The sequence below is a fragment of the Dysgonomonas termitidis genome, assembly GCF_042654545.1.
In the GTDB taxonomy this organism is placed as follows: domain Bacteria; phylum Bacteroidota; class Bacteroidia; order Bacteroidales; family Dysgonomonadaceae; genus Dysgonomonas; species Dysgonomonas termitidis.
On the sequence record NZ_JBHSGN010000050.1, the window covers coordinates 19,015 to 41,135 of the forward strand.

19 protein-coding genes are annotated in these 22,121 nt (G+C 42.1%); 12 read left to right on the forward strand and 7 right to left on the reverse strand.

Annotation, left to right across the window (positions count from 1 at the left end; translation table 11 throughout):
- Window position 1 precedes the first annotated feature (1 nt).
- The 10 genes from glmM to ACFO6W_RS05785 all read left to right on the forward strand — a co-directional run bounded on the left by glmM (window position 2) and on the right by ACFO6W_RS05785 (window position 11,828).
- Window positions 2-1,387, forward strand: a complete 1,386-nt coding sequence (gene glmM / locus ACFO6W_RS05740) for a phosphoglucosamine mutase (RefSeq protein WP_379994423.1) — start codon at window positions 2-4, stop codon at window positions 1,385-1,387.
- 177 nt (window positions 1,388-1,564) lie between these two features.
- The gene (locus ACFO6W_RS05745; RefSeq protein WP_379994424.1) at window positions 1,565-2,254 is read left to right on the forward strand and encodes a DUF2461 domain-containing protein; all 690 of its coding nucleotides are present in this window, start codon (window positions 1,565-1,567) and stop codon (window positions 2,252-2,254) included.
- Window positions 2,255-2,322: 68 nt separating this feature from the next.
- Window positions 2,323-3,219: a diaminopimelate dehydrogenase gene (locus tag ACFO6W_RS05750; protein ID WP_379994425.1), complete on the forward strand. Its 897-nt coding sequence runs from the start codon at window positions 2,323-2,325 to the stop codon at window positions 3,217-3,219.
- Window positions 3,220-3,328: 109 nt separating this feature from the next.
- Window positions 3,329-4,147, forward strand: coding sequence for a 4-(cytidine 5'-diphospho)-2-C-methyl-D-erythritol kinase (gene ispE / locus ACFO6W_RS05755; RefSeq protein WP_379994426.1), 819 nt, complete (start codon window positions 3,329-3,331; stop codon window positions 4,145-4,147).
- Window positions 4,148-4,323: 176 nt separating this feature from the next.
- Window positions 4,324-5,304 carry a lytic transglycosylase domain-containing protein gene (locus ACFO6W_RS05760; protein ID WP_379994427.1) on the forward strand — a complete coding sequence of 327 codons (981 nt, stop codon included), beginning with the start codon at window positions 4,324-4,326 and terminating at the stop codon, window positions 5,302-5,304.
- 105 nt (window positions 5,305-5,409) lie between these two features.
- Complete coding sequence (gene uvrA / locus ACFO6W_RS05765) at window positions 5,410-8,244, forward strand: excinuclease ABC subunit UvrA (protein ID WP_379994428.1); 2,835 nt, start codon at window positions 5,410-5,412, stop codon at window positions 8,242-8,244.
- Between the two features lie 560 nt (window positions 8,245-8,804).
- The gene (prfA, locus tag ACFO6W_RS05770) at window positions 8,805-9,890 is read left to right on the forward strand and encodes a peptide chain release factor 1 (RefSeq protein WP_379994429.1); all 1,086 of its coding nucleotides are present in this window, start codon (window positions 8,805-8,807) and stop codon (window positions 9,888-9,890) included.
- The gene (gene pyrF, locus ACFO6W_RS05775) at window positions 9,887-10,711 is read left to right on the forward strand and encodes an orotidine-5'-phosphate decarboxylase (RefSeq protein WP_379994431.1); all 825 of its coding nucleotides are present in this window, start codon (window positions 9,887-9,889) and stop codon (window positions 10,709-10,711) included. Before prfA ends, pyrF begins: the two co-directional genes overlap by 4 nt.
- Window positions 10,712-10,888: 177 nt before the next feature.
- Window positions 10,889-11,227, forward strand: a complete 339-nt coding sequence (locus ACFO6W_RS05780) for a YegP family protein (protein WP_379994432.1) — start codon at window positions 10,889-10,891, stop codon at window positions 11,225-11,227.
- 157 nt (window positions 11,228-11,384) lie between these two features.
- A complete protein-coding gene (locus ACFO6W_RS05785) occupies window positions 11,385-11,828 on the forward strand; it encodes a VOC family protein (RefSeq protein WP_379994433.1) in 444 nt (147 codons plus the stop codon).
- Between the two features lie 87 nt (window positions 11,829-11,915).
- Here ACFO6W_RS05785 and ACFO6W_RS05790 read toward each other — a convergent pair whose 3' ends face one another.
- The 6 genes from ACFO6W_RS05790 to ACFO6W_RS05815 all read right to left on the reverse strand — a co-directional run bounded on the left by ACFO6W_RS05790 (window position 11,916) and on the right by ACFO6W_RS05815 (window position 18,710).
- Window positions 11,916-13,334 (reverse strand): ammonium transporter, encoded by a 1,419-nt coding sequence (locus ACFO6W_RS05790; protein ID WP_379994434.1) that lies wholly within the window; start codon window positions 13,332-13,334, stop codon window positions 11,916-11,918.
- A gap of 43 nt (window positions 13,335-13,377) precedes the next feature.
- The gene (locus tag ACFO6W_RS05795; RefSeq protein WP_291112705.1) at window positions 13,378-13,734 is read right to left on the reverse strand and encodes a P-II family nitrogen regulator; all 357 of its coding nucleotides are present in this window, start codon (window positions 13,732-13,734) and stop codon (window positions 13,378-13,380) included.
- 29 nt (window positions 13,735-13,763) lie between these two features.
- Window positions 13,764-14,492: a TorF family putative porin gene (locus ACFO6W_RS05800; protein WP_379994435.1), complete on the reverse strand. Its 729-nt coding sequence runs from the start codon at window positions 14,490-14,492 to the stop codon at window positions 13,764-13,766.
- Window positions 14,493-14,972: 480 nt separating this feature from the next.
- Window positions 14,973-15,677: an SAM-dependent methyltransferase gene (locus ACFO6W_RS05805; protein ID WP_379994436.1), complete on the reverse strand. Its 705-nt coding sequence runs from the start codon at window positions 15,675-15,677 to the stop codon at window positions 14,973-14,975.
- Window positions 15,678-15,685: 8 nt separating this feature from the next.
- Window positions 15,686-17,182 (reverse strand): phospholipid carrier-dependent glycosyltransferase, encoded by a 1,497-nt coding sequence (locus tag ACFO6W_RS05810; RefSeq protein ID WP_379994437.1) that lies wholly within the window; start codon window positions 17,180-17,182, stop codon window positions 15,686-15,688.
- 13 nt (window positions 17,183-17,195) lie between these two features.
- A complete protein-coding gene (locus ACFO6W_RS05815; protein WP_379994438.1) occupies window positions 17,196-18,710 on the reverse strand; it encodes an ArnT family glycosyltransferase in 1,515 nt (504 codons plus the stop codon).
- Window positions 18,711-18,970: 260 nt separating this feature from the next.
- Between ACFO6W_RS05815 and ACFO6W_RS05820 the strand changes: the two genes are divergently transcribed.
- On the forward strand, window positions 18,971-19,681 hold the full coding sequence (locus ACFO6W_RS05820) for a transposase (protein WP_379994439.1): 711 nt from the start codon (window positions 18,971-18,973) through the stop codon (window positions 19,679-19,681).
- Window positions 19,682-19,930: 249 nt separating this feature from the next.
- Window positions 19,931-21,304, forward strand: a complete 1,374-nt coding sequence (locus ACFO6W_RS05825; protein WP_379994440.1) for a methyltransferase RsmF C-terminal domain-like protein — start codon at window positions 19,931-19,933, stop codon at window positions 21,302-21,304.
- Here the strand turns inward: ACFO6W_RS05825 and ACFO6W_RS05830 are convergent.
- The gene (locus ACFO6W_RS05830) at window positions 21,301-22,119 is read right to left on the reverse strand and encodes a glycosyltransferase family 2 protein (protein WP_379994441.1); all 819 of its coding nucleotides are present in this window, start codon (window positions 22,117-22,119) and stop codon (window positions 21,301-21,303) included. The genes ACFO6W_RS05825 and ACFO6W_RS05830 overlap by 4 nt on opposite strands.
- Window positions 22,120-22,121 lie beyond the last annotated feature (2 nt).

A 22,121-nucleotide genomic window follows, 5' to 3' on the forward strand; every position in this document is an offset into this window, starting at 1 on the left:
GATGGCCTTAATAAAATCTATATCAGGAATACGGGGAACTATCGGCGGAAGAGTCGGAGATGGCCTCAATCCGCTTGATACGGTGAAATTCGTATCGGCATACGCTTCTTTTATAAGAGAAAATGTGAAAAATGGCTCTAATGCTATTGTTGTTGGTCGCGATGCCCGCATTTCGGGTAAGATGATGGAACAGATAGTTGTGGGTACGCTAATGGGTATGGGATTCGATGTGATAAATATCGGCTTGGCGACAACTCCTACTACCGAACTGGCCGTAGCTATGGAGCATGCCTGCGGTGGTATCATCCTGACGGCTAGTCATAACCCGAAGCAGTGGAATGCCCTGAAACTACTCAATGAAAATGGGGAATTTCTCAATGCCAGGGAAGGTGAAGAGGTTCTTCGGATAGCCGAAAGCGAAGATTTCCATTATGCGCATATCGACCATATTGGCAGTGTAAAAGAGAAAGATTATACGGAAAAACATATACAGGCTGTTCTCGACCTTGCTTTGGTAGATGTTGAGGCCATTAAAGCGGCTGACTTTGAAGTTTCCATCGACTGTGTCAATTCTGTTGGCGGAATCGTTATTCCCAAGCTGTTAAAGGCGTTGGGAGTGAATAAAATAAATGAATTGTATTGTACGCCCAACGGTGAATTTCCGCACAATCCGGAACCTCTGCCTGAACACTTGAAAGACATATCGATAATGATGAGAACCACATCGTCCGATGTCGGTTTTGTTGTCGATCCCGATGTAGACCGTCTGGCAATTATCTGTGAGAACGGAGAAATGTTCGGTGAAGAATATACGCTGGTCGCAGTAGCCGACTATGTATTGAAGCATACACCGGGTAATACCGTATCCAATCTTAGTTCGAGCCGCGCATTACGTGATGTGACCCGTAAATACGGTTGTGAATACAATCCCGCGGCAGTAGGAGAAGTGAATGTCACTACCAAAATGAAAGCTACCGATGCCGTAATAGGCGGAGAAGGAAATGGTGGGGTTATCTATCCGGCAAGCCATTACGGACGCGATTCGCTGGTGGGTATTGCTTTATTTCTTTCGCATCTGGCACACGAAAAAAAGAAAGTAAGCGAGATACGGGCATCTTATCCTCAATACTATATAGCAAAACAGAAAGTAGAGCTAACGCCCGGACTCGATGTGGATGGCATACTAAAAACCGTTAAAGAAAAATTCAGCCAATACGATGTAACGGATATTGATGGTGTAAAAATAGATTTTCCCGATAAATGGGTACACCTTCGCAAGTCGAATACCGAGCCTATTATCCGTGTATATTCCGAAGCCCATACGATGAAAGAGGCAGAAGAAATAGGCGGCGAGATAATGAATGTAATCAGGCAGTTGGCAAAATAAATAAGGCTGATGCTTAAAAAATATAGGATAACAATCTTTTTCTTTATAGATTTGTTATCCTTTTTTTATGTAAGGTCGCAGATTGATTTATTAGTTTTGTGTCTGCAACAACAATAGCTGGTTACTATTAGATAATGTTGCATAAAATACTATCTTTTGCTTATTCAGTAAAATAATATGGCTAAAATAGAAACATTTAAAGGTTTTACTCCGGAGACGTTCAGGTTCTTTAACGACCTGAAAGAGAATAATTATAAAGAATGGTTCGACGAACATAAGCATATCTATGAGAAGGAGGTACTGAACCCGTTGAAAGCATTGGTTACCACATTATCGCCTGTTATGCATAATATAGACCCGTCATTCGAACTGAGGCCGCATCGCTGCCTGTCGAGAATATACCGGGATATCCGCTTTTCGAAAAACAAAGATCCGTATAAAGATTTTATGTGGATGGCATTCCAGATTCCGGTGACAAATGATGTCTGGAAAGATTATCCAGGCTACTATCTGGAAATATCAGGGGAGGGATATGCCCTTGGATTAGGCCTTTTCCAACCCAAGAAGAAAGTAATGGACGCATTCAGGGAGGAGATAAGCTATGATGCAGAAGAATTCCGGCGAGTGACACAAAAGGCTGTATTGGACAGGGGGTATGTTATAAATGGTGAGGAGTATAAACGCCCTATACCGAATAATTTACCTGAATATTTTCAGCCGTGGATACATCGCAAAGGCATATGGGTGAGCAAGCACAAGCCGGTAGGAGAAGAGTTGTTCTCAGCCGATTTTGCTAACCTGATGAAAGAAGACTTTGTAGCTATGGAATGGCTCTATAACTTTATGAAGGAAGTAACGATGGACTAATTCGCATATATTTCTGGCTTTTAACTTACAACTTACAACTCATAACTCATAAATTAAAATACATTTAGATGAAAAAAATCAGAGCAGCAATTGTCGGATATGGAAATATCGGGCAATATGTATTGGATGCAATACTATCATCGCCGGATTTCGAAGTAGCTGGTATCGTACGCCGCGACCCGAATAATATCCCGGATGAACTGAAAAAATATCCTGTAGTAAAAACTGTAAAGGAACTGAAAGATGTAGACGTGGCGATACTTTGTACTCCTACACGCAGCGTAGAGGATTATGCAAAAGAGTGTCTTGCCGCCGGAATCAATACTGTGGACAGTTACGATATACACGGAGGGATTGTCGCTTTACGCAGGTCGCTGGATGCAGTAGCCAAGGCTAACAACACAGTGTCTATTATTTCTGCAGGATGGGACCCGGGTACGGATTCTATGGTCCGTTCCATGTTTGAATTTATGGCGCCTAAAGGAATTACCTATACCAACTTTGGTCCGGGTATGAGCATGGGGCATACGGTTGCCGTGAAAGCCATAAAAGGAGTAAAAGCGGCATTGTCCATGACTATTCCTGTGGGTACCGGGATTCATCGTCGGATGGTCTACATCGAAGTGGAAGACGAACATAATTTTGCTGATGTTGCGGCAGCAATAAAGGCTGACGACTATTTTGCACATGACGAAACACATGTGATGCAGGTAGAATGTGTAGATAACCTTAAAGATATGGGGCATGGGGTGAATATGGTGCGTAAGGGCGTTTCAGGAGATACGCAGAACCAGCTTCTGGACTTCAATATGAAGATAAATAACCCTGCGCTGACTGCTCAGGTACTAGTGGCTTCGGCGCGTGCAACCCTGAAACAAAAGCCGGGAGCATATACCATGATCGAGGTGCCGGTAATAGATTATATATATGGTGACAAAGAAGCCTTAATAAAGAAATTGGTATAAAAAATTAATGAAGAATTAAAAATGAAGAATTAAGAATAGGGTATTGCATGTTACAACACTCCCTATTTTTCGTTCTTCATTCTTCATTCTTCGTTCTTCATTCAAAAACATGATTTGTTTCCCCAACGCGAAAATAAACTTAGGGCTGAATATCGTTTCCAGGCGGACAGATGGATATCATAATCTGGAAACCATCTTTTATCCCATTGGCATAAAAGATGCTCTCGAGGTAATGATCCGTGAAGAACAGCCTTGCGATACCTTTGTCGAAGCTGGAATAAAAATAGACTCTTTGCCTGATAATAATCTGGTAATGAGGGCTCTGCAGTTGATGCGGGTCAAGTATATATTTCCCCCGGTCGAAGTACATCTTTTGAAAAATATTCCTTTCGGTGCCGGACTAGGAGGGGGGTCGGCAGATGCTTCATTTGTATTGAAGTTGCTCAATCAAATATTTGACTTGGGAGCTTCCGATGAGGAGCTGGCAACAATAGCTGTACAGTTGGGGGCCGATTGTCCCTTCTTTATTTATAACCGGCCGGTATTTGCACGTGGAATAGGGGAAGTGTTTGAGGAGATAGATTTATCCCTCAAAGGATATTATTTTGTATTGGTTAAGCCGGATATTCATGTGCCAACCAAAGATGCTTTTGCCGGAATAAAACCACAACAGCCTCAAATGTCATTAAAAGAAATTGTAAAACTACCCGTTTCCGATTGGGGAGGGTTAATGGCGAATGATTTCGAAAAAAGTGTATTTGTCAAATATCCTGTGATTGGAGGTTTGAAAGAGGATTTGTATAAGAAAGGCGCATTGTATGCATCCATGACAGGCTCGGGTTCTTCTGTTTTTGGAATTTTTAAGGAAGAGCGATCTGATATTCAAAACTCTTATCAGGACTGCGTTGTGTGGCAGGGGCCCGCATAATAGGGATGTATATGTAATTTCATTTCTGAAAATAAAATCGTACCTTTGATAGTTATTATCTATTCAAAAAGAATAAGGGGCTGACCGTATTTAATAAAATATTGTTTAGCTCCTGCTTATTGGATATTTTAAACATAAAATATTAATAAAAAGGTCTGCGGCCTGAGTTTTCTCCGATGAAAAAATATATAATATATTCCCTTTCCGTTCTCATCTTATGCTTTCTTGCATTTTTTTTACTTTCCAATAATAGCGGGGACGAGATACAATCCAAAGTTCCCTATGTATTGTCAATGACCAAGTCGGTTGAAGTTCCCCATAAGGTAGAGTTTGCCGGCGAAGAACTTGTTTTGGACAGGTACGACCTGCATGAGCGTTACGACCGTGAGATAAACGGATTTACTTATCTTCATTCTACAACTTTACTCCTGATAAAGAAAGCCAACCGTTATTTCCCTATTATAGAACCTATACTGAAAGAAAATAGTGTTCCCGAAGATTTCAAATATCTCGCCGTGATAGAGAGTAGCCTCGACCACCGTGCCGTATCGTCTGCCGGAGCAGCCGGATTATGGCAGTTTATGCCTAAAACCGGTCCTAATTATGGATTGGAAGTATCATCGGAGGTAGATGAACGGTATTCGATAGAAAAATCGACAGAGGCCGCCTGCCGTTATCTGAAAGAGGCCTATGCCAAGTATGGAAGTTGGGCGAGTGTAGCTTTATCCTACAATGCAGGCCAAGGACGCATCAGTACAGAAATGGATAAGCAGCAGGCCGAAGACAGCCTTGATCTTTGGCTGGTAAGCGAAACTACCCGCTATTATTACCGCATGCTGGCTATTAAGCAGATATTCGAAGACCCGGCTAAATACGGATTTGTCCTTACCGAAAACGATTTATACAAACCTATTGAGTTTACAAAAGTAGAGGTGACACAGTCTATCCCTGATTTGGCAAGCTTTGCCAAAGAGAAAGGACTTACTTATGCTCAGTTGAAAGATTTCAATTCATGGCTCAGAGATAGAAAATTAACTATTACTTCCAAAAGCCGTAGTTCATATACAATTCTTTTACCTACACAGGAATCGCTCTATTACAAAAAGGGTGAGAAAATAAAAGTACACGATAAGGCCTGGATTTACAGAGACAGATAAGTGTTTATAAAGAAACGTTTTAAGTCGCTGTAGCAGAATCAAAGTCTACTTTGTATTATGCAGGGCCGCGTAAAACGACTAATGTAATTGAACATTTTTTATTTAATGGAAACAAATACACAGGAAGCAAAAGAAACAATAAGCGTGTATGGGGCACGCGTACATAATCTCAAAAATATAGACGTAGAAATACCCCGCGATTCGCTTGTGGTCATTACAGGCCTCAGCGGCAGCGGGAAATCATCACTGGCATTCGATACTATCTTTGCAGAAGGGCAACGCCGTTATATTGAAACATTTTCGGCATATGCCCGTAACTTTCTGGGAGGTATGGAGCGTCCTGATGTGGATAAGATAACGGGGCTTAGTCCGGTTATCTCTATTGAGCAGAAAACAACCAACCGTAATCCCCGTTCCACGGTAGGCACAACCACCGAGATATATGACTTCCTCCGTTTGCTGTATGCACGTGCAGGAGATGCCTATTCTTACCTTACCGGGGAGAAAATGGTAAAATATACCGAAGAGCAGATTCTGGAACTCATCATGGAACGCTATATCGGGAAAAGGATATACTTGCTTGCCCCTGTAGTCAGGAACCGTAAAGGACATTATAAAGAGCTGTTCGAGCAAATCAGCAAGAAAGGTTACCTCACAGTGCGTGTCGATGGTGTGATACGGGAAATACTCCCGGGTATGCGTGTCGACAGGTATAAAATGCACAGTATAGAAGTGCTGATAGATAAGTTGCAGGTATCCAATAAGTTTGCAGATAACCTGAAGGCCAGTCTACGCACCGCGATGAAACAGGGGGACGGGCTTATAATGATTCAGGATGTAGAGAGCGGAGACGTACGCCATTTCAGCCGTCAGCTGATGTGTCCTACAACCGGATTGTCGTATAGCGAACCCGCGCCTCATACATTTTCATTCAATTCGCCGCATGGAGCATGTCCCCGCTGTAAAGGGCTGGGGGTAGTCAATCAGGTAGATATGGGGAAGATAGTACCTAAACCGCAACTGAGTATTTATGCAGGAGGTATCGCGCCATTGGGGAAATACAAAAATTCACTGTTTTTCTGGCAATTAGAAGCCATTTGTGAAAAGCATGGTGTTTCTATCAAGACTCCGATAAAGGATATACCGCAGGAGGCTATGGATGATATCATGTTTGGTACTGACGAGCGTTTACAGATAAAGAACGAATCGTTGGGGACATCGAATTATGTAGTGGCGTTCGAAGGTGTTACAAAGTATATTGAGATGCAGCAGGATAGCGATTCGTCAGCATCTGCTCAGAAATGGGCGGAGCAATTTATTAAAACGGATGTCTGTCCCGATTGTAACGGCCAACGCCTGAATAAAGAAGCACTCCATTACAAGATAAATGAAAAGAATATAGCCGAACTGGCGGAAATGGATATTCAACGGCTTTATGACTGGATACAGGATATGGACGTACATATCTCGGAGCGTCAGCAAGTAATAGCGCAGGAGATAAAGAAGGAAATTGTATCCCGTCTTTCGTTCCTGCTCGATGTGGGACTGAATTATCTTTCGCTGAACAGGGCTTCGGTAACGCTGTCCGGTGGCGAAAGCCAGCGAATCAGGCTTGCCACGCAGATAGGTTCCCAATTGGTAAACGTCCTTTATATATTGGATGAGCCTAGTATCGGTCTGCATCAGCGGGACAATAACAGGCTCATAGATTCATTGAAAAAATTGCGTGATTCCGGTAACTCTGTTATAGTAGTAGAGCACGATAAAGATATTATGCTGGATGCCGATTATGTCGTGGATTTAGGACCATATGCAGGGCGTCGCGGAGGTAAGGTCGTTTTTGCCGGGACTCCGCAGGAGATGCTTAGTGCAAGTACTATGACCGCTGATTACCTGAATGGTAAGCTCAAAATAGAGATCCCGAAGAAAAGGCGGAAAGGTAACGGTAAGAAAATAACAATAAAAGGCGCGACCGGACATAATCTGAAAGATGTGTCAGTCACATTCCCTCTCAATACATTCATTTGTGTGACGGGGGTGTCGGGTAGCGGTAAATCGAGCCTTATAAACGGAACGCTGCAACCGATACTGAGCCAGCACTTATACAAGTCTTTAACCGACCCGTTGCCATATAAAACTTTAGACGGAATTGACAATGTGGATAAAGTTATCAGTGTCGACCAGTCGCCTATCGGACGTACTCCGCGTTCCAATCCTGCTACCTACACGGGTGTGTTTTCCGATATTCGGAACCTTTTCGTCGGGCTTCCCGAATCGAAGATCAGGGGTTATAAACCCGGACGCTTTTCTTTTAATGTGAAAGGCGGGCGGTGTGAAGTCTGCGGAGGAAACGGCTATAAGACTATCGGTATGAATTTCCTTCCGGACGTTTATGTGCAATGCGAAGAATGTCATGGGAAACGTTACAACAGGGAGACGCTGGAAGTCCGGTTTAAAGGTAAATCCATAGCCGATGTGCTGGATATGACAATCAATATGGCTGTCGAGTTTTTTGAGAATGTACCTGTTATATTACATAAAGTAAGAGTGTTACAGGAAGTCGGCCTGGGATACCTGAAACTCGGTCAGCCTTCCACTACTTTGTCCGGCGGGGAATCGCAACGCATCAAACTTGCATCCGAACTGGCAAGAATAGATACGGGGAATACTATATATATATTGGATGAACCTACTACAGGGCTTCATTTCGAAGATATAAGGGTATTGCTCGGGGTACTCAATAAACTGGTAGACAGAGGGAATACCATCATTGTGATCGAACATAATCAGGATATAATCAAGAGTGCGGATTATATCATAGATATGGGTCCGGACGGCGGTATCGGAGGGGGTACGGTTGTTGCTGTAGGAAAACCGGAGGAGGTCATAAATGAGAAAAACAGTTTTACGGCCGAGTATCTGAGAAATGAGTTAAGTTAATTTATGAGAAAAGATAATTTTTTCAAAAAAATAGATATTGTCTATTGCCAATGTGTAAAATTTACTATCTTTGTCAGGTGATAATAGAGAAACGTCAACTATAACATCTGAAGGTTGAAATATAAATAAAAATGAGGACTTCTCAGAGTAAATTTATTAACTTCACTTACTGTTTTTTAAGGAATATTATTTCCTATTTATAGTTTCCGGTATCTGTTTTTAAAAGGAAAGCATTGAAATATAAGATGTGGATAGCATGTTTCTGAATGAGTATGCGTTGTCTTTATCTTAAAAGATATATAATCGAACACAGAGTTGGTTCCTGAAATTACGAATGAACCAAATTATCAGGCTGCAATCAGCTCTATTGTGTAGTTTTGTAAAGTTTGTGTTAAGGTTGGGAAGTCTGCGAAGGTGATTTCGCGGGCTTTCTGTTTTTATATAGTCGCTTTCACCTAATTATTATCGGGCTGTTGAAAATACTTATAATATATAATTTCATAACTTACAACTTATTTTTACCTTTGTCCCCGAATTTAAAAGAAAAGGAATAAATTACTATGAGTCAGCTATCTTTATTGGAAAAACTTGATACTTTGGTTATTCGCTTCGAGGAAATAGGGAAGCTTATAACCGATCCGGCAGTTATTGCCGATATGAAGCGATATGTCAAGTTGAATAAAGAATACCGCGATTTGGAGAAAATAAGTGTGGCCCGCGATGAGTATAAACAATTGCTGACTACCGTAGAAGAGGCAAAGGATATTCTGGATTCGGAAAATGACGCTGAATTACGGGAGATGGCCAAAGATGAACTTGAAACAGCTAACGCGCGTTTACCTGAATTGGAAGAGGAAATAAAACTCCTGTTAGTTCCGGCAGATCCCGAAGACAGTAAAAATGCTATTATGGAAATCCGTGGGGGAACGGGAGGTGATGAAGCCGCTATTTTTGCCGGGGACCTTTACCGTATGTATATCAAATATTGTGAACTGAAAGGCTGGAGAACAGAAGTAAGCAGCCTGACAGAAGGATCTTCGGGCGGGTATAAAGAAGTGATATTCACCGTTACAGGCGAAGGTGTTTACGGAATATTGAAGTACGAATCGGGAGTGCACCGTGTACAGCGTGTACCTGCTACAGAGACGCAGGGGCGGGTGCATACATCGGCTGCTACAGTTGCCGTGCTACCCGAAGCAGAGGAAGTAGATGTGGAAATAAACCCGGCCGATATAGAGATGCAAACTGCAAGATCGAGCGGCGCGGGAGGCCAGAATGTAAATAAAGTGGAAACAAAAGTGCAATTGACTCACAAGCCTTCGGGTTTGGTAGTTGTCTGCCAGCAGGCTCGCTCCCAGTTAGCAAACAGGGAATTGGCAATGCAGATGCTGAGGACAAAATTGTACGATATAGAATTGTCCAGATATCAGTCGGAAATAGCGTCGAAGCGTAAGACAATGGTTTCTACCGGCGACCGTTCAGCGAAAATCAGGACATATAACTATCCGCAGGGAAGGGTGACGGACCACCGTATCAACCTTACGCTGTATAACTTGTCGGGAGTGATGGATGGCGAAATACAGCCGATAATAGATCAGTTGATTATAGCAGAGAATACAGAAAGATTAAAAGAGAGTGAATTATGACGAAGCAAGAATTATTTGAAAATATTAAAAAGAAAAAATCCTTCCTGTGTGTAGGATTGGATACTGACATAAAAAAGATACCTACCCACCTTTTGGAAGAGGAGGACCCTACATATGCTTTTAACAAGGCGATTATAGATGCCACAGCCAAATATTGCGTGGCATATAAGCCTAATACTGCTTTTTATGAGAGCCAGGGTGTGAAAGGTATTATTGCTTTGGAAAAAACGATAGAATATATCCGGATTAAATATCCTGACCAGTTTATCATACTGGATGCCAAGCGGGGTGATATAGGCAATACATCCGAAATGTATGCAGTGTCGGCATTCGAGCACCTGAAAGCAAGTGCCGTGACTGTAGCTCCTTATATGGGAGAAGACAGTGTGAAGCCGTTTGTGAAGTATCCGAAGAAGTGGGTTATCCTTTTGGCGCTTACCTCCAATAAGGGTTCGGCAGACTTTCAGTTAACGGAAGATAAAGCGGGAGAACGCTTGTTTGAGAAAGTATTGAAGAAATCTCAGGAGTGGGCTACTGACGAACAACTCATGTATGTTGTCGGGGCTACACAGGGTGAAATGTTTGCCGGAATTCGCAAGATCGTTCCGGATCATTTTCTGCTGGTACCCGGAGTAGGGGCGCAAGGAGGCAGTTTGTCCGAAGTGGTGCGATACGGGATGAATTCACAATGCGGACTATTGGTTAATTCATCGCGCGCGATTATTTATGCTGATAATACTCGCGAGTTTGCTTTTGCAGCGACAGCAGAAGCTAAGAAAGTACAGGCGGAGATGGCCGGTTATCTGGAAAAGATCATTTGATAGCGTATATCCCTGAAGATATGAAGCCTCGTAAAATTTATTTTACGAGGCTTATTTTGTTTAGAGTATGTCTCTCTGAAAATTGTAAAATGATATATTGTGTGAAAAAATATGAAAACTGAACTTTTTGTTGTAAACTTGCGTTATCCTAATTATAAACTTTTAAAACAAAACAAAATGGGAAAATTTGAAATCAAGAAGAGAAAAAGCGGTGAATACCAGTTTGATCTTAAGGCCGGTAACGGACAAGTAATACTGACAAGCGAAGGCTATACAACCAAGGAAAATTGTAAAAACGGAATTGAATCTGTAAAGAAAAACAGCCAGGTAGATGCCCGCTTTGACAAGCTGGAAGCAAAGAACGGCAAACCGTATTTTAACCTGAAAGCTACTAACGGACAAATTATCGGTACAAGTGAAATGTATGAAAGTATAGCCAGCCGTGACAATGGTATTGCTTCTGTTAAGAAAAACGCTCCTGATGCAGAGGTGGCAGACCTGACGGTGGAAAAATAAAGACCGGACATTTATTATATGTGAACGAAGATCCGATGAGGGGTCTTCGTTTTTTATTTTCATTTCCTATCTTTAAAAAACGGTGCCGCTTTTTTACACAAAAAAATTGTAGCTTGTGGCTACTTTTGCATATGCTACTAACAATAAAATGAAAACTATGAAACTAAATGGTATCAGACTATTGGTAAAAGATTTTGACGAGTGCTTCAGGTTCTATTCCGAGATGCTTGGACTGGAAGTAACCTGGGGTGAAATTGGCGGACAGTATGCCAGCTTTAGAGTAAGCGATAGTGAAGGCCTCTCAATTTTCCCTTCCGACCTAATGGCTCCGGCTGTAGGCAATACAGACTTGCCGTTACCGGAAAATAGCAGGGAGAAGATTGCTATAATTCTTGAAGTGGATGATGTGGATAAAGCATACAAAGAACTTTTGTCGCGTGGCGTGAAGTTTATTAATGAGCCGACCGATATGACAGGCTGGGGTTGTCGTACCGTACATTTGAGGGATACAGAGGGTAATTTGATAGAATTATATGCAAGCTTGCCTTTAGATAAATGGGACCAGGATTTGTTGGATGATATGAAAAAGTTTGAAAATTAATTTCAGATTGCAGGATATAAAATGAAAAGCGGGAATAGACAAGAATCTATCCTCGCTTTTCTCTTCGTGTTTTTATAGTATAATGTTCTATTCGTTTTCGCTGTAAGCATACTCTCCATGCTGGGAGATATCGAGACCAACAGCCTCTTCTTCTTTGGATACCCTAAGCCCGATTGTTTTGTTAACGATGAAGAACAGGATGAATGTAAGTGCCGCGCTGTAAACAACCGATGCGCCTGTCGCTACCACTTGTATCCAGAGTTGGTTCCAATCACCGTATAAAGCACCCTGTACACCTTCGGGCCCGGTAATTGCCTGTGTGGCAAATACACCTGTAAGGATTGATCCTACGATACCTCCTACACCATGTACGCCGAATGCATCCAGGGAATCATCATATTTCAGTTTTGGCTTCACATAAGCGACCATGAAGAAGCACACCAGCGCGGAGATACCTCCGATGGCAAATGCACCCGGCACGTCGGCTGTTCCTGCTGCCGGAGTTATTGCTACCAGTCCGGCTACTGCTCCGGTACAGAAGCCTACGATAGTAGGTTTTTTATACAGGAACCATTCCAGTGACATCCATGCTACTGCTGCCACGCAGGTAGCCAGATGCGTTACAAGGAATGCATTAGCGGCAAGTCCGTCGGCTGCCAGCCCGCTACCGGCATTGAATCCGAACCATCCCAGCCATAATAGTGCCGTACCGATGAATACGAATGGAATATTGTGCGGTGTGAACGGATGGCCTATTGTTCTGTACCCCTTGCGGCGTCCCAGCATAAGGGCCATTACTAAAGCCGAGATACCGGCATTGATGTGTACAACAGTACCTCCGGCAAAGTCGATGGCGCCCATCTCCTGGAGCCATCCGCCTCCCCATACCCAGTGAGCCATAGGGTTGTAGACAATGATAGACCAAAGGATGATGAACACGACATATCCCGAAAATTTGATTCTTTCGGCAAAGGCGCCAATGATAAGCGCGGGAGTGATGACTGCAAACATACACTGAAACAAGGCAAACAGTATTTCGGGGATATTTCCGGCTGTGAGGGTGTCGAGGGTGAGGCTGCACAGGAATACTTTATCCCATCCTCCGATTATTGCCCCTAAGGCGCTATCAGACTCCATAAAACTTGTGCCGAATACCCAACTGTATCCGAAAGCTATCCATAATATACTGATAACGCCTGTTATAAAGAGACATTGCATAATAATACTCAAAACGTTTTTCTGACGTACCAGACCTCCATAGAACAGGGCTAGTCCGGGTACTGTCATCATCAGTACCAGTACGGTGGCGACTATCATCCATGCCGTATTTCCTGAATCCAGTGTTGCAGGGGCTTCTTCTGCGGCTACTTTTTCTACAACGGCGGTTGCTGCCACCTGTAAAGAATCTGTACTTGTAGCCAGGGAATCTTGTGCTATTACGGCTGTGGGGAGAGTCAGCGAAGCGAACAGCAATATAGTTATATACTTAAATAATCTTCGTTTCATATTTTCTTGTTTTTACCTTAACCAAATTCTTATAACCAAATCTTTATTTATCTTCATCTTTATCGTACAACGACTCGTCGCCGTGGTCGCCTGTACGTATGCGTATCGACTGTTCGATACTGGAAACGAAAATTCGCCCGTCACCGCTTTCTCCCGTATATGCCGCTTTTAAAATTGCATCTATTGATTTTTCCACATTGATATTTCTCACTACAAACGAAATATATATGCGGTCTATAGCATTTACATCATATGCTATTCCTCTGAATATTAACCCTTGGCGGGCACTGCCCTGCCCTTTTACATCCCACCACGACAGAAAGTCTATGTCTGCTTCGTGCAGGGCGGCTCGAACCTCATTGAATTTTGATTTGCGGATAATAGCTTCGATTTTTTTCATATTAAATAATAATTATAGAGTGTTTTTATTTACTTGATGGAGATTCCGAATACGAAATGGATGTCTTCTACAGCCGGATTAGCTATTATATTAGCAAATACGGGTAAAGAGAATGAATCGTTAATCTTGATGCTTTTGGCTGCACTTAATGCTATGGATGTAAACTTAAATCCGGAAGTTGGATATACAGAACTTTCCCAAGGGGTGAACCCGGCGGAAATGCCCATATCTACACCTTTCACCGAAAACGGGTAGGCTAATTCTATATAAGTAGAGTAGGAATTGTCTCCATTTTCTTTTTTATTACCTTTTCCCAGTAAGAATGTATTCCATGTGAGGCTCAGCGGGAATGCTTCAGGTAATGTATATCCTAATGTAGCTTCCAGATAATGTCCGGCAAATCCTTCGTTAGGACTGCTGAAATAGCGGTTGGCACTTTCCCCGTCCCACCAGTAGTCGGTAACCGCTACTTTAAATCCGCTTTTCTCATAAGCAGCGGTGAAGTCAACTTCCTTTTTCCCTTCACCGGCCAGGTCTGTAGAGCCCCATGCACTTAGGCTGAATTCGGCTACACTGGCACTGATTCCGGGTTGTACACTTGCGCCGGCCTGTTTAAATCCCCTCCATGCATAAGAACTGACCAAGTCTGCCCCAAAATCGACTTCAATTCCCGATTGGGCTTTGATTTGGACTGTTGATAATAAACTGGATAGAATGATGACCAAACAAACTTTTTTCTTTAAAGTTGAAATTTTCATAATCAAAAATATTTAAAGATGTTAAAAATGTCTTTTTATTCTCTTTTTGATTAGAAAAATGGTATTGGAGTATCCTTTTTGATATTTATATTGGCAAAAGTATGTCAAAATATTTTAATGCGCAAATTTAATGCGTGCAAATTTGAAAAAAAAGTTTCCGATGGTCATTTTGTGTGTTATATTGTTTGTGAAACAGTGGTATTTGTGTCTGTTGGATATATTTTATCTTTTTTTGCCGGTCAAAATGATTATTGTGTTTTTTTGAATTTTTTTTATCTATATAGTGAAATAATTGTGCAGGCTTATTCCTTTTTTTTGAAAAGGTGGAAGAGGTGTTCGGAACAGGTGGTAAAGTAACACGTGCGAAAAGTGAGAAAATTGTCACCATTGTTACCTTTTTTTGAATGGATGGTTGGTGATGGACTGTCGAAGTTGTTGGGTGGCCGGCCCGGATGGCGTTTTACCGTTAACTGTATTGGATTACTTATATAAAAGAAAAATGCAAAGTTGTCTGGCCATATCCGGCAGTTGTTTAGTCCACTCCTTTACGGGCAATGTTTTTATATACTCGCCTTCACAGGTAATATTCATTGCTATGCAAAGCTTTGTCGAAGGCGCGCAGTGTTTGATAATGTCCTCTGCCAGCTTTTGATTACGGTAAGGAGTCTCTATGAATATTTGGGTTTGATGGTCGTATTGAATAAAGTGTTCCAGTTGTTTGATTTTCTTGATGCGTTCCGCACCATCTACGGGCAGATATCCCTGAAAAGCAAAGCTCTGGCCGTTGAAGCCCGACGCCATCAGTGACAGAAGGATAGATGACGGGCCTACCAATGGCACCACTTTATAGCCTTTTCGCTGGGCGATGGCGACAATATCACTCCCCGGATCGGCTACGGCTGGACAACCGGCTTCGGATATGATGCCGATATGAAAGCCATTGGTTATCGGTTGCAGGTAATTATCTATATGCCCGGGTTTAGTATGCTTATTCAGTTCATAGAATGTGAGTTCGTCTATATTGATATTGCTATCTACCTTCTTTAAGAAACGGCGTGCCGAACGGATATTTTCAACAATGAAATATTTTATTTGCAGTATTATTTCCTTATTATGGGGTGGCAATACTTGTTCTATGCTGGTTTCTCCCAATGTAACGGGGATAAGATATAAGGATGGTTGCATGCTTCTTGTTATTTTAGTTTATAGAGGTAATATTTGTCGCCTGTATTGCCGATGGTAGATACTACTTCGTAGTTTTCGTGCAGGGCAGAAAGCTGATCGAAGTAAGAATAATTGAGGGCGATTTCGGCAAGAATGATAAACTGTACCTTTTGTTGCTCTATATATTTAGTTTGTTCATCCCGCATCACAGGATATATGTCGTATTCGAGGTTAGGGGATATGAAATATTTGACGTTCGGGATAACATTGGCCTGTGTAAAGACAGAGTTGCCAAGATCGAGGCCCAGATTCATCAATGTCGGGCTCTTTTCCTGTTTCACTATTTGTGAAAACCTGGACATATCGAAGCTGTATTCTTTTTTACCGGAAAGCTCGCTAAAATCCATACCGAAGAATTTTCGCTGCTGAATACCCATGTACAGGGCAAGGATAATGAAAAGAGCGTAATACTTCCACGATGGAGCAGGAACTTTTATATAGCGGCAAATAACGATAGATCCCAATAGTACGAAGGGGTACAGGGGAACAGAGTAATAGTCGATATAATAGGACGAAATGAAAATGACTGTATATGTGGCTGCGAAGGACAATGTGACAGATACTTTACCTAGACGGGTTTTAATATATTTCAACGGAAACCATATAGCTCCGATGAGAATAATTAGAAACTCGAAGTTGCCATATCGTATCTGTTGGTAAAGGTAAGAGAATAACCTTTCTAATATTTCGCCTATGCTGCCGGGATTCGAGTAACTCTTATTCAGGACAATATAGGTACTCCATGCATCTTGCAAAGCGTTGTTGAAGATGAAGTAAAGAAGAATAGGCAAGGCGATGCCGGAGAGCCCGAGCAGAAACGCCACGGCGTTTTCCAACAGGTTACGATATTTCTTTTGCAGTATTATGTTGATGAATATGAATAGTATAGGGAAAGCCCAGAATGCAATCAGGTTGATCTTGATAAAGAGTGTCATTGAGCATAGCAGGCCGTGTATAAGCATGTGGACGGGCTTATGATCTGCCGCTGATCTATCTTTGAAGTAAAGGATAAAGAGATAAAGGCTTATGACTTCAAATACGGTAATGAACTCATCGGCCGATCCTCCGTTCAATGTATGTGAGAGCATCAGAGCCGGGAGGAGCATAGCTGCAAAAAGGGCATATATTTTATCGAGATACAGTTTTGCTGTGAGGTAGGCGGCGGATACCATCAATATCCACAGCAGGCACTGAATAAAGTACATTCCCAGAAAAGAGGTGTTTGAGAGCAAATATCCGATTCCGTAGATAAAGAAGATAAGCGGGCCTTTGTGGTCGAATACATCCACATAAGGCACTTGCCCGTGAAATATTGCCTTTCCTATATTGAAGTATAGGTTTACATCTGCCCATTCGTTGATAGGATAAAGGGGGGACATCTTTGAGCAGAAGAACAGGAGAATGATGGCATACAAAATAAGTATGACGAAACTTTTCTTCTCTTCTTGTATTTGTTTCTTTATCATTTGTCTGTGCGGTTTAGTCTTTTCGTTTGTATAGGAAGTAAGTAGACTTTCCGTTCTCTTCAAAGGTACTTACAAGCATGTAATTTTCCAGAAGGGCAGGCAAAGACATATAGTAATCGTAGTTGAACGAAGCTCCCGACAATATGATGAACTGTACTTTCTTTTCTTCTATGTATCCTGTCTGTTCGTCCCTCATTTCGGGGTAAATATTGTAAGGCAGATTGGGCGAGATAAAGTATTTTACGGTCGGCATTATATTGGCTTTGGTAAAGATACCTGTTGTGGCATCAAGTCCCATGCACATGAGAGTAGGGTTCTTTTCTTCCGATATTATGCCGTAGAACTTATGGAAAACGCCGTTGTCTTCTTCCTGTTGTCTGAAAATGACTTCTTTTGGCTTGCCGAAAAAGCCTTTGGTCATGATTCCGCATGCAAGAGCTACGAGAGCAAAAAGCAGGTAGGAATACCATAGGGCAGGTATCTTAATGTACTTGCGCAGTATATCGAGGATAGCGATTATGCCTGTTATACAGAAAACGTAATAGGGTATGGAATAGTAGAAAACATAATTGGCGGGCATGAATATGACTGTGTACAATGATACAAATGATAGTATCAGTCCCATCTTACCCCATATATTTCCTATATACCTGACAGGGAAGTACAGCGCACCGATGAGTATGATTGCAAATTCGTAGTTATCATATTTCAGGCGTTGGTAGAAGCGTATAATCAGGTTCTCCATGATGCGGGCGAAATCGCCGAGCTGCGCATATGTCCTGTTCAGTGTAATATAAGTATCCCAGGCATAGGAGAGCGCTCCGTTTATCAGGAAATAGATAACGATAGGCAAGGTTACAATCAGTACCCCGGCCAGGAATGCAGCTATATTCCGGAGCAGGTTCTTATATTCTTTTTTCAGCAGTATATTGGTAAATACGGCCAGCAGGGGAAAGAACCAGAAGACGACCAGATTGAGCTTTATAAATAGCACAATGGCGCACATAATGCCATGTACAAGCATATGTGAGGGTTTGTGCAGAGCAGCGTCTTTATTCTTAAAGTATCTGATGAACAGGTAGAGACTAATGACGATAAATAACGTGATAAATTCTTCGGCCGAACCTCCTTCCGATGAATGCGAAAGCATCAGGACAGGGAAAAAGAGCGCGGTAATGAAGGCATATATTTTATCGAGGTATAATTTTCCTATAAGGTAGGCGGTAAATGTCATGCCCACCCATGCAAGGGATTCGATGAAGTACATGCCTATAAAAGAGTCTTCCGAAAAAAGGGAGCCGATACCATAGATGACAAAGATAAGCGGACCTTTGTGATCGAATATATCAGTATATAGTGTTTGTCCGTGAAACATCGCTTTACCTATATTGAAATAGAGGTTTATATCCGACCAGTCATTGAACGGATACAATGGCGACATCAGCGAGCAGAAAAAGACAAGAAGGAAAGCGTATATGAACAGAACAATAAATATGCCCCTGTCATCAGATATCGTTTTCTTTATCATTATATATAAATTGAAATCAGAGGCAAAAATAGGAAAAATATTACTGATAGTGAATTGTTTTGCTTATTCAATCCGGAATTAAATTTATAGAATTGAAGTATACGTAAATTTAAATGTTCTATTTTTTAATCATATAAGCGTTCTTTGCAAAAACTTTTATCATCCGGTTCAAGCCGGCCGGCGCGTTAGAAAAACAGAACGATTTTATATTTCGAATCATTATAAAATCCAAAGTCATTTATCTATACCATAAAAACCTTATGGCAAAGTATAGTGAAGAATCAGTAGAAAAAATCGTATCCCTGATAGAGGATGATTTTTGTTCGGTGGCTGAAATATGCAGGGTAATGGGTATCAGCCGTAAAACATTTTACAGTTGGAAAGACACGAAGCCCGAACTGGCGCGGGAAATAGCAAAAGCTGAGGATCAGCGGGAGGAAAGAACTCGTCAGATGTTGTATTCGTCCCTGAAAAAACGGCTCGACGGCTATATTATGGTTGAAGAAAAAGAAATTTACCTGCCTGATGCCCGTAATCCCGAAGGAGTATCGTTGCAATCGAAAACGATAAAACGGAAGAACTGCCTGCCCGATCTGCGTACCATAAAATTGCTGTTGGACAGGCAGGATAAGAAAAGCTCCTCCCGGACTCACCAAGAGATGGAGAAAGCTGGGAAAGAATATATGACGGAGATTGAGCCCGAATCCCTTTATATGCCGGAGGAGCCGGAGATTGATCCTGTGTGTATCACAGCGGAGGCGCCACATGTGGAAGATGATATGGAACAGGCCACAGCAGAGAATGACGATGAAGGTACTGGCGAGATCGATGAAGCAGAAATGAATGAATATTTTGAGCGAATGGACAAGGCGTTCGCAGCCCGTCAGGAAATAAAGCGGAAACTAACCGCTAATAATAACCGGAAGACTGTGAGTCAACAGAATAAAAGGAAAAAGAAACGTAGAAAATGAAAGATGTAACAGGTGAAAAAAAGTGGAAAAAGTGTTACCTTTGTTACCTTTTTGAAATAGTTACAAGTTACTTCGCCCTTCGGGCAGTTACAAGTTACGAGTAGACAAGATACGAGATACAAGATACGGGAATTCAAGTTGATGACTGCTAACTGTTGACTGATATCTTCTCAGGGGGAGGCTGCAGGGAGGTTATAAGTAATATCTGATGTTCCCTCTTTGTGGGCCGGGGAACCAATAACTGAAAAAATGAATTTACCTGATGATTTTATAATACGGACCAAACCGCTCTTGAGAGAAGAATGGGACGAGTTTGTCGCAGCATTAAGCAGTGATTCGCCAACAAGTATCCGTTTGAATAAAAAGAAACGGAAAAAAATGTCCGGAGCTAAAGTCCCCTGGTGTGATACAGGTTACTATCTCGGCAAACGGCCGCAATTTACGTTCGATCCGTTGTTTCATGCGGGATGTTATTATGTGCAGGAAGCGTCTTCTATGTTTGTAGGGCAGGCGTTGAGTCAGTATGTTGAGGGAGATGCAAGAGTTTTGGACTTGTGCGCGGCTCCCGGTGGCAAATCTACTCTGATAGCCGATTTATTAAGTGGGGATAGTTTGCTGGTATCGAACGAAGTAATCCGTTCACGGGCAAATATCCTGGCTGAAAATATGACTAAATGGGGTAATCCGAATGTTGTGGTAATAAATAATGACCCCGCCCATATAGGCAAGCTGAAAGGTTTCTTCGATATTATACTTGTCGATGCCCCCTGTTCGGGTGAGGGTATGTTCCGGAAAGATGAGGGAGCAATATCCGAATGGTCTGTTGATAATGTAAACTTATGCAAAGAACGCCAGCAGCGGATTTTAGCGGATATATGGCCTGCATTAAAACCTGACGGGTTATTATTATACAGTACATGTACCTATAACCCGGAAGAGAATGAAGAAAATGTAGAGTGGATACGCGATGAATTAGGAGCAGAAGTATTGCCGGTGGATATACCGGAAGAGTGGGGGATAAGCCCGTCTTTTGCGGAGGGTATCCCTGCCTGCCGTTTTTTTCCTCATAAGACGGCGGGGGAAGGTTTCTTCTTCGCTTTATTGCGGAAGCAGCGGGAAGAGGGTGTCCGTACCGACTTCAGAAGGAAAAGGAATGAGAAAAAGAACAGGGTGGAATTGCCTGACCGGTATAAAGATTATATTTTGGATAAGGAGCAATTTGTGTTTTATCCGAAGGGGGATTCCTGGTATGCCTTTAAGGAAGAACTGTATAATGATGTCTGTATCTTAAATTCCGGTTTGAATATTGTATCGGAAGGTATCTGTTTGGGAGAGTTTAAAGGAAAGGATTTTATCCCCGCGCAATCATTGGCTTTGAGTAATAATCTGAATATAGAAGCTTTCGATACTTACGACGCGGATTGGAAAACCGCGGTAAGCTATCTGAGAAAGGAAGCCCTGATATTACAGGATATGCCGAAAGGCTATATTCTTTTGACATATAAGGATATGCCATTCGGATTTGTAAAAAATATAGGGAACCGTGCCAATAACCTTTATCCGCAGGAATGGCGCATACGTTCAGCAAATATACCCGAAAGCGAAGTGAATGTGGTGGATTAGCCCTTTATGAAACCGAAGATACGCCCGATTTTGCAGAATGCACGGAACCCGTTGTATATCCAACGCTTAGACTTCATTATATCGGTGACAAAGCCGTTTTGTTCGAGGTAATAGAGCCGTTCCAGTTTCCTGACTGCATTTTCGTTGAGGAATTCACGGCAGACTTTCAGTTTTTCAGGATATATGACACTGCCGCCAATCCGGGTACTGAATCCTTCCATATTGTAGATGACGATAAATGTGTCTACATATTTTACCGGTAGCTGGTCGATCCCTATTCCCTGAAAGAATAGTTTCCAGTCGGCGACTACCCGCAGGCTTTCGTCGTACAGTCCATATTTTTCGAAATTGCTGCGATGGATAAAGAATGCCTGATGGCAAAGGAATCCGGAAAACAGTTCGTAGATGGCCATATGCCAGTCACGTTCTTTGTATGAGGCGTCTGCTTCCAGTTTGCCTTTTTGCTCCATATAGAAGCTGCCGCAGATGAAAGGGTCGTGCGGGTCACCGGAAAAGACTTTTTCCAGTGTGTCTTTTTCATATAAGGCATCGCCGGAGTTCAGAAAGTACAGATATTCGCCTTCGGCTTGCTTTATGCCTTTGTTTTGAGCGTTGTATATGCCGCTGTCCTTTTCACTTACCCAGTATGATATCTTATCTTCATATTTGCGGATAAGGTCTATACTGCCGTCAGTGGACTTGCCGTCGATGATGATAAACTCATAGTCGGTAAATGTTTGTGAAACAACACTGTCGATAGTCTTTTGCAGACCAGCTTTGTCATTCAGGTTTATGGTTATAATGGACAGTTTCATAT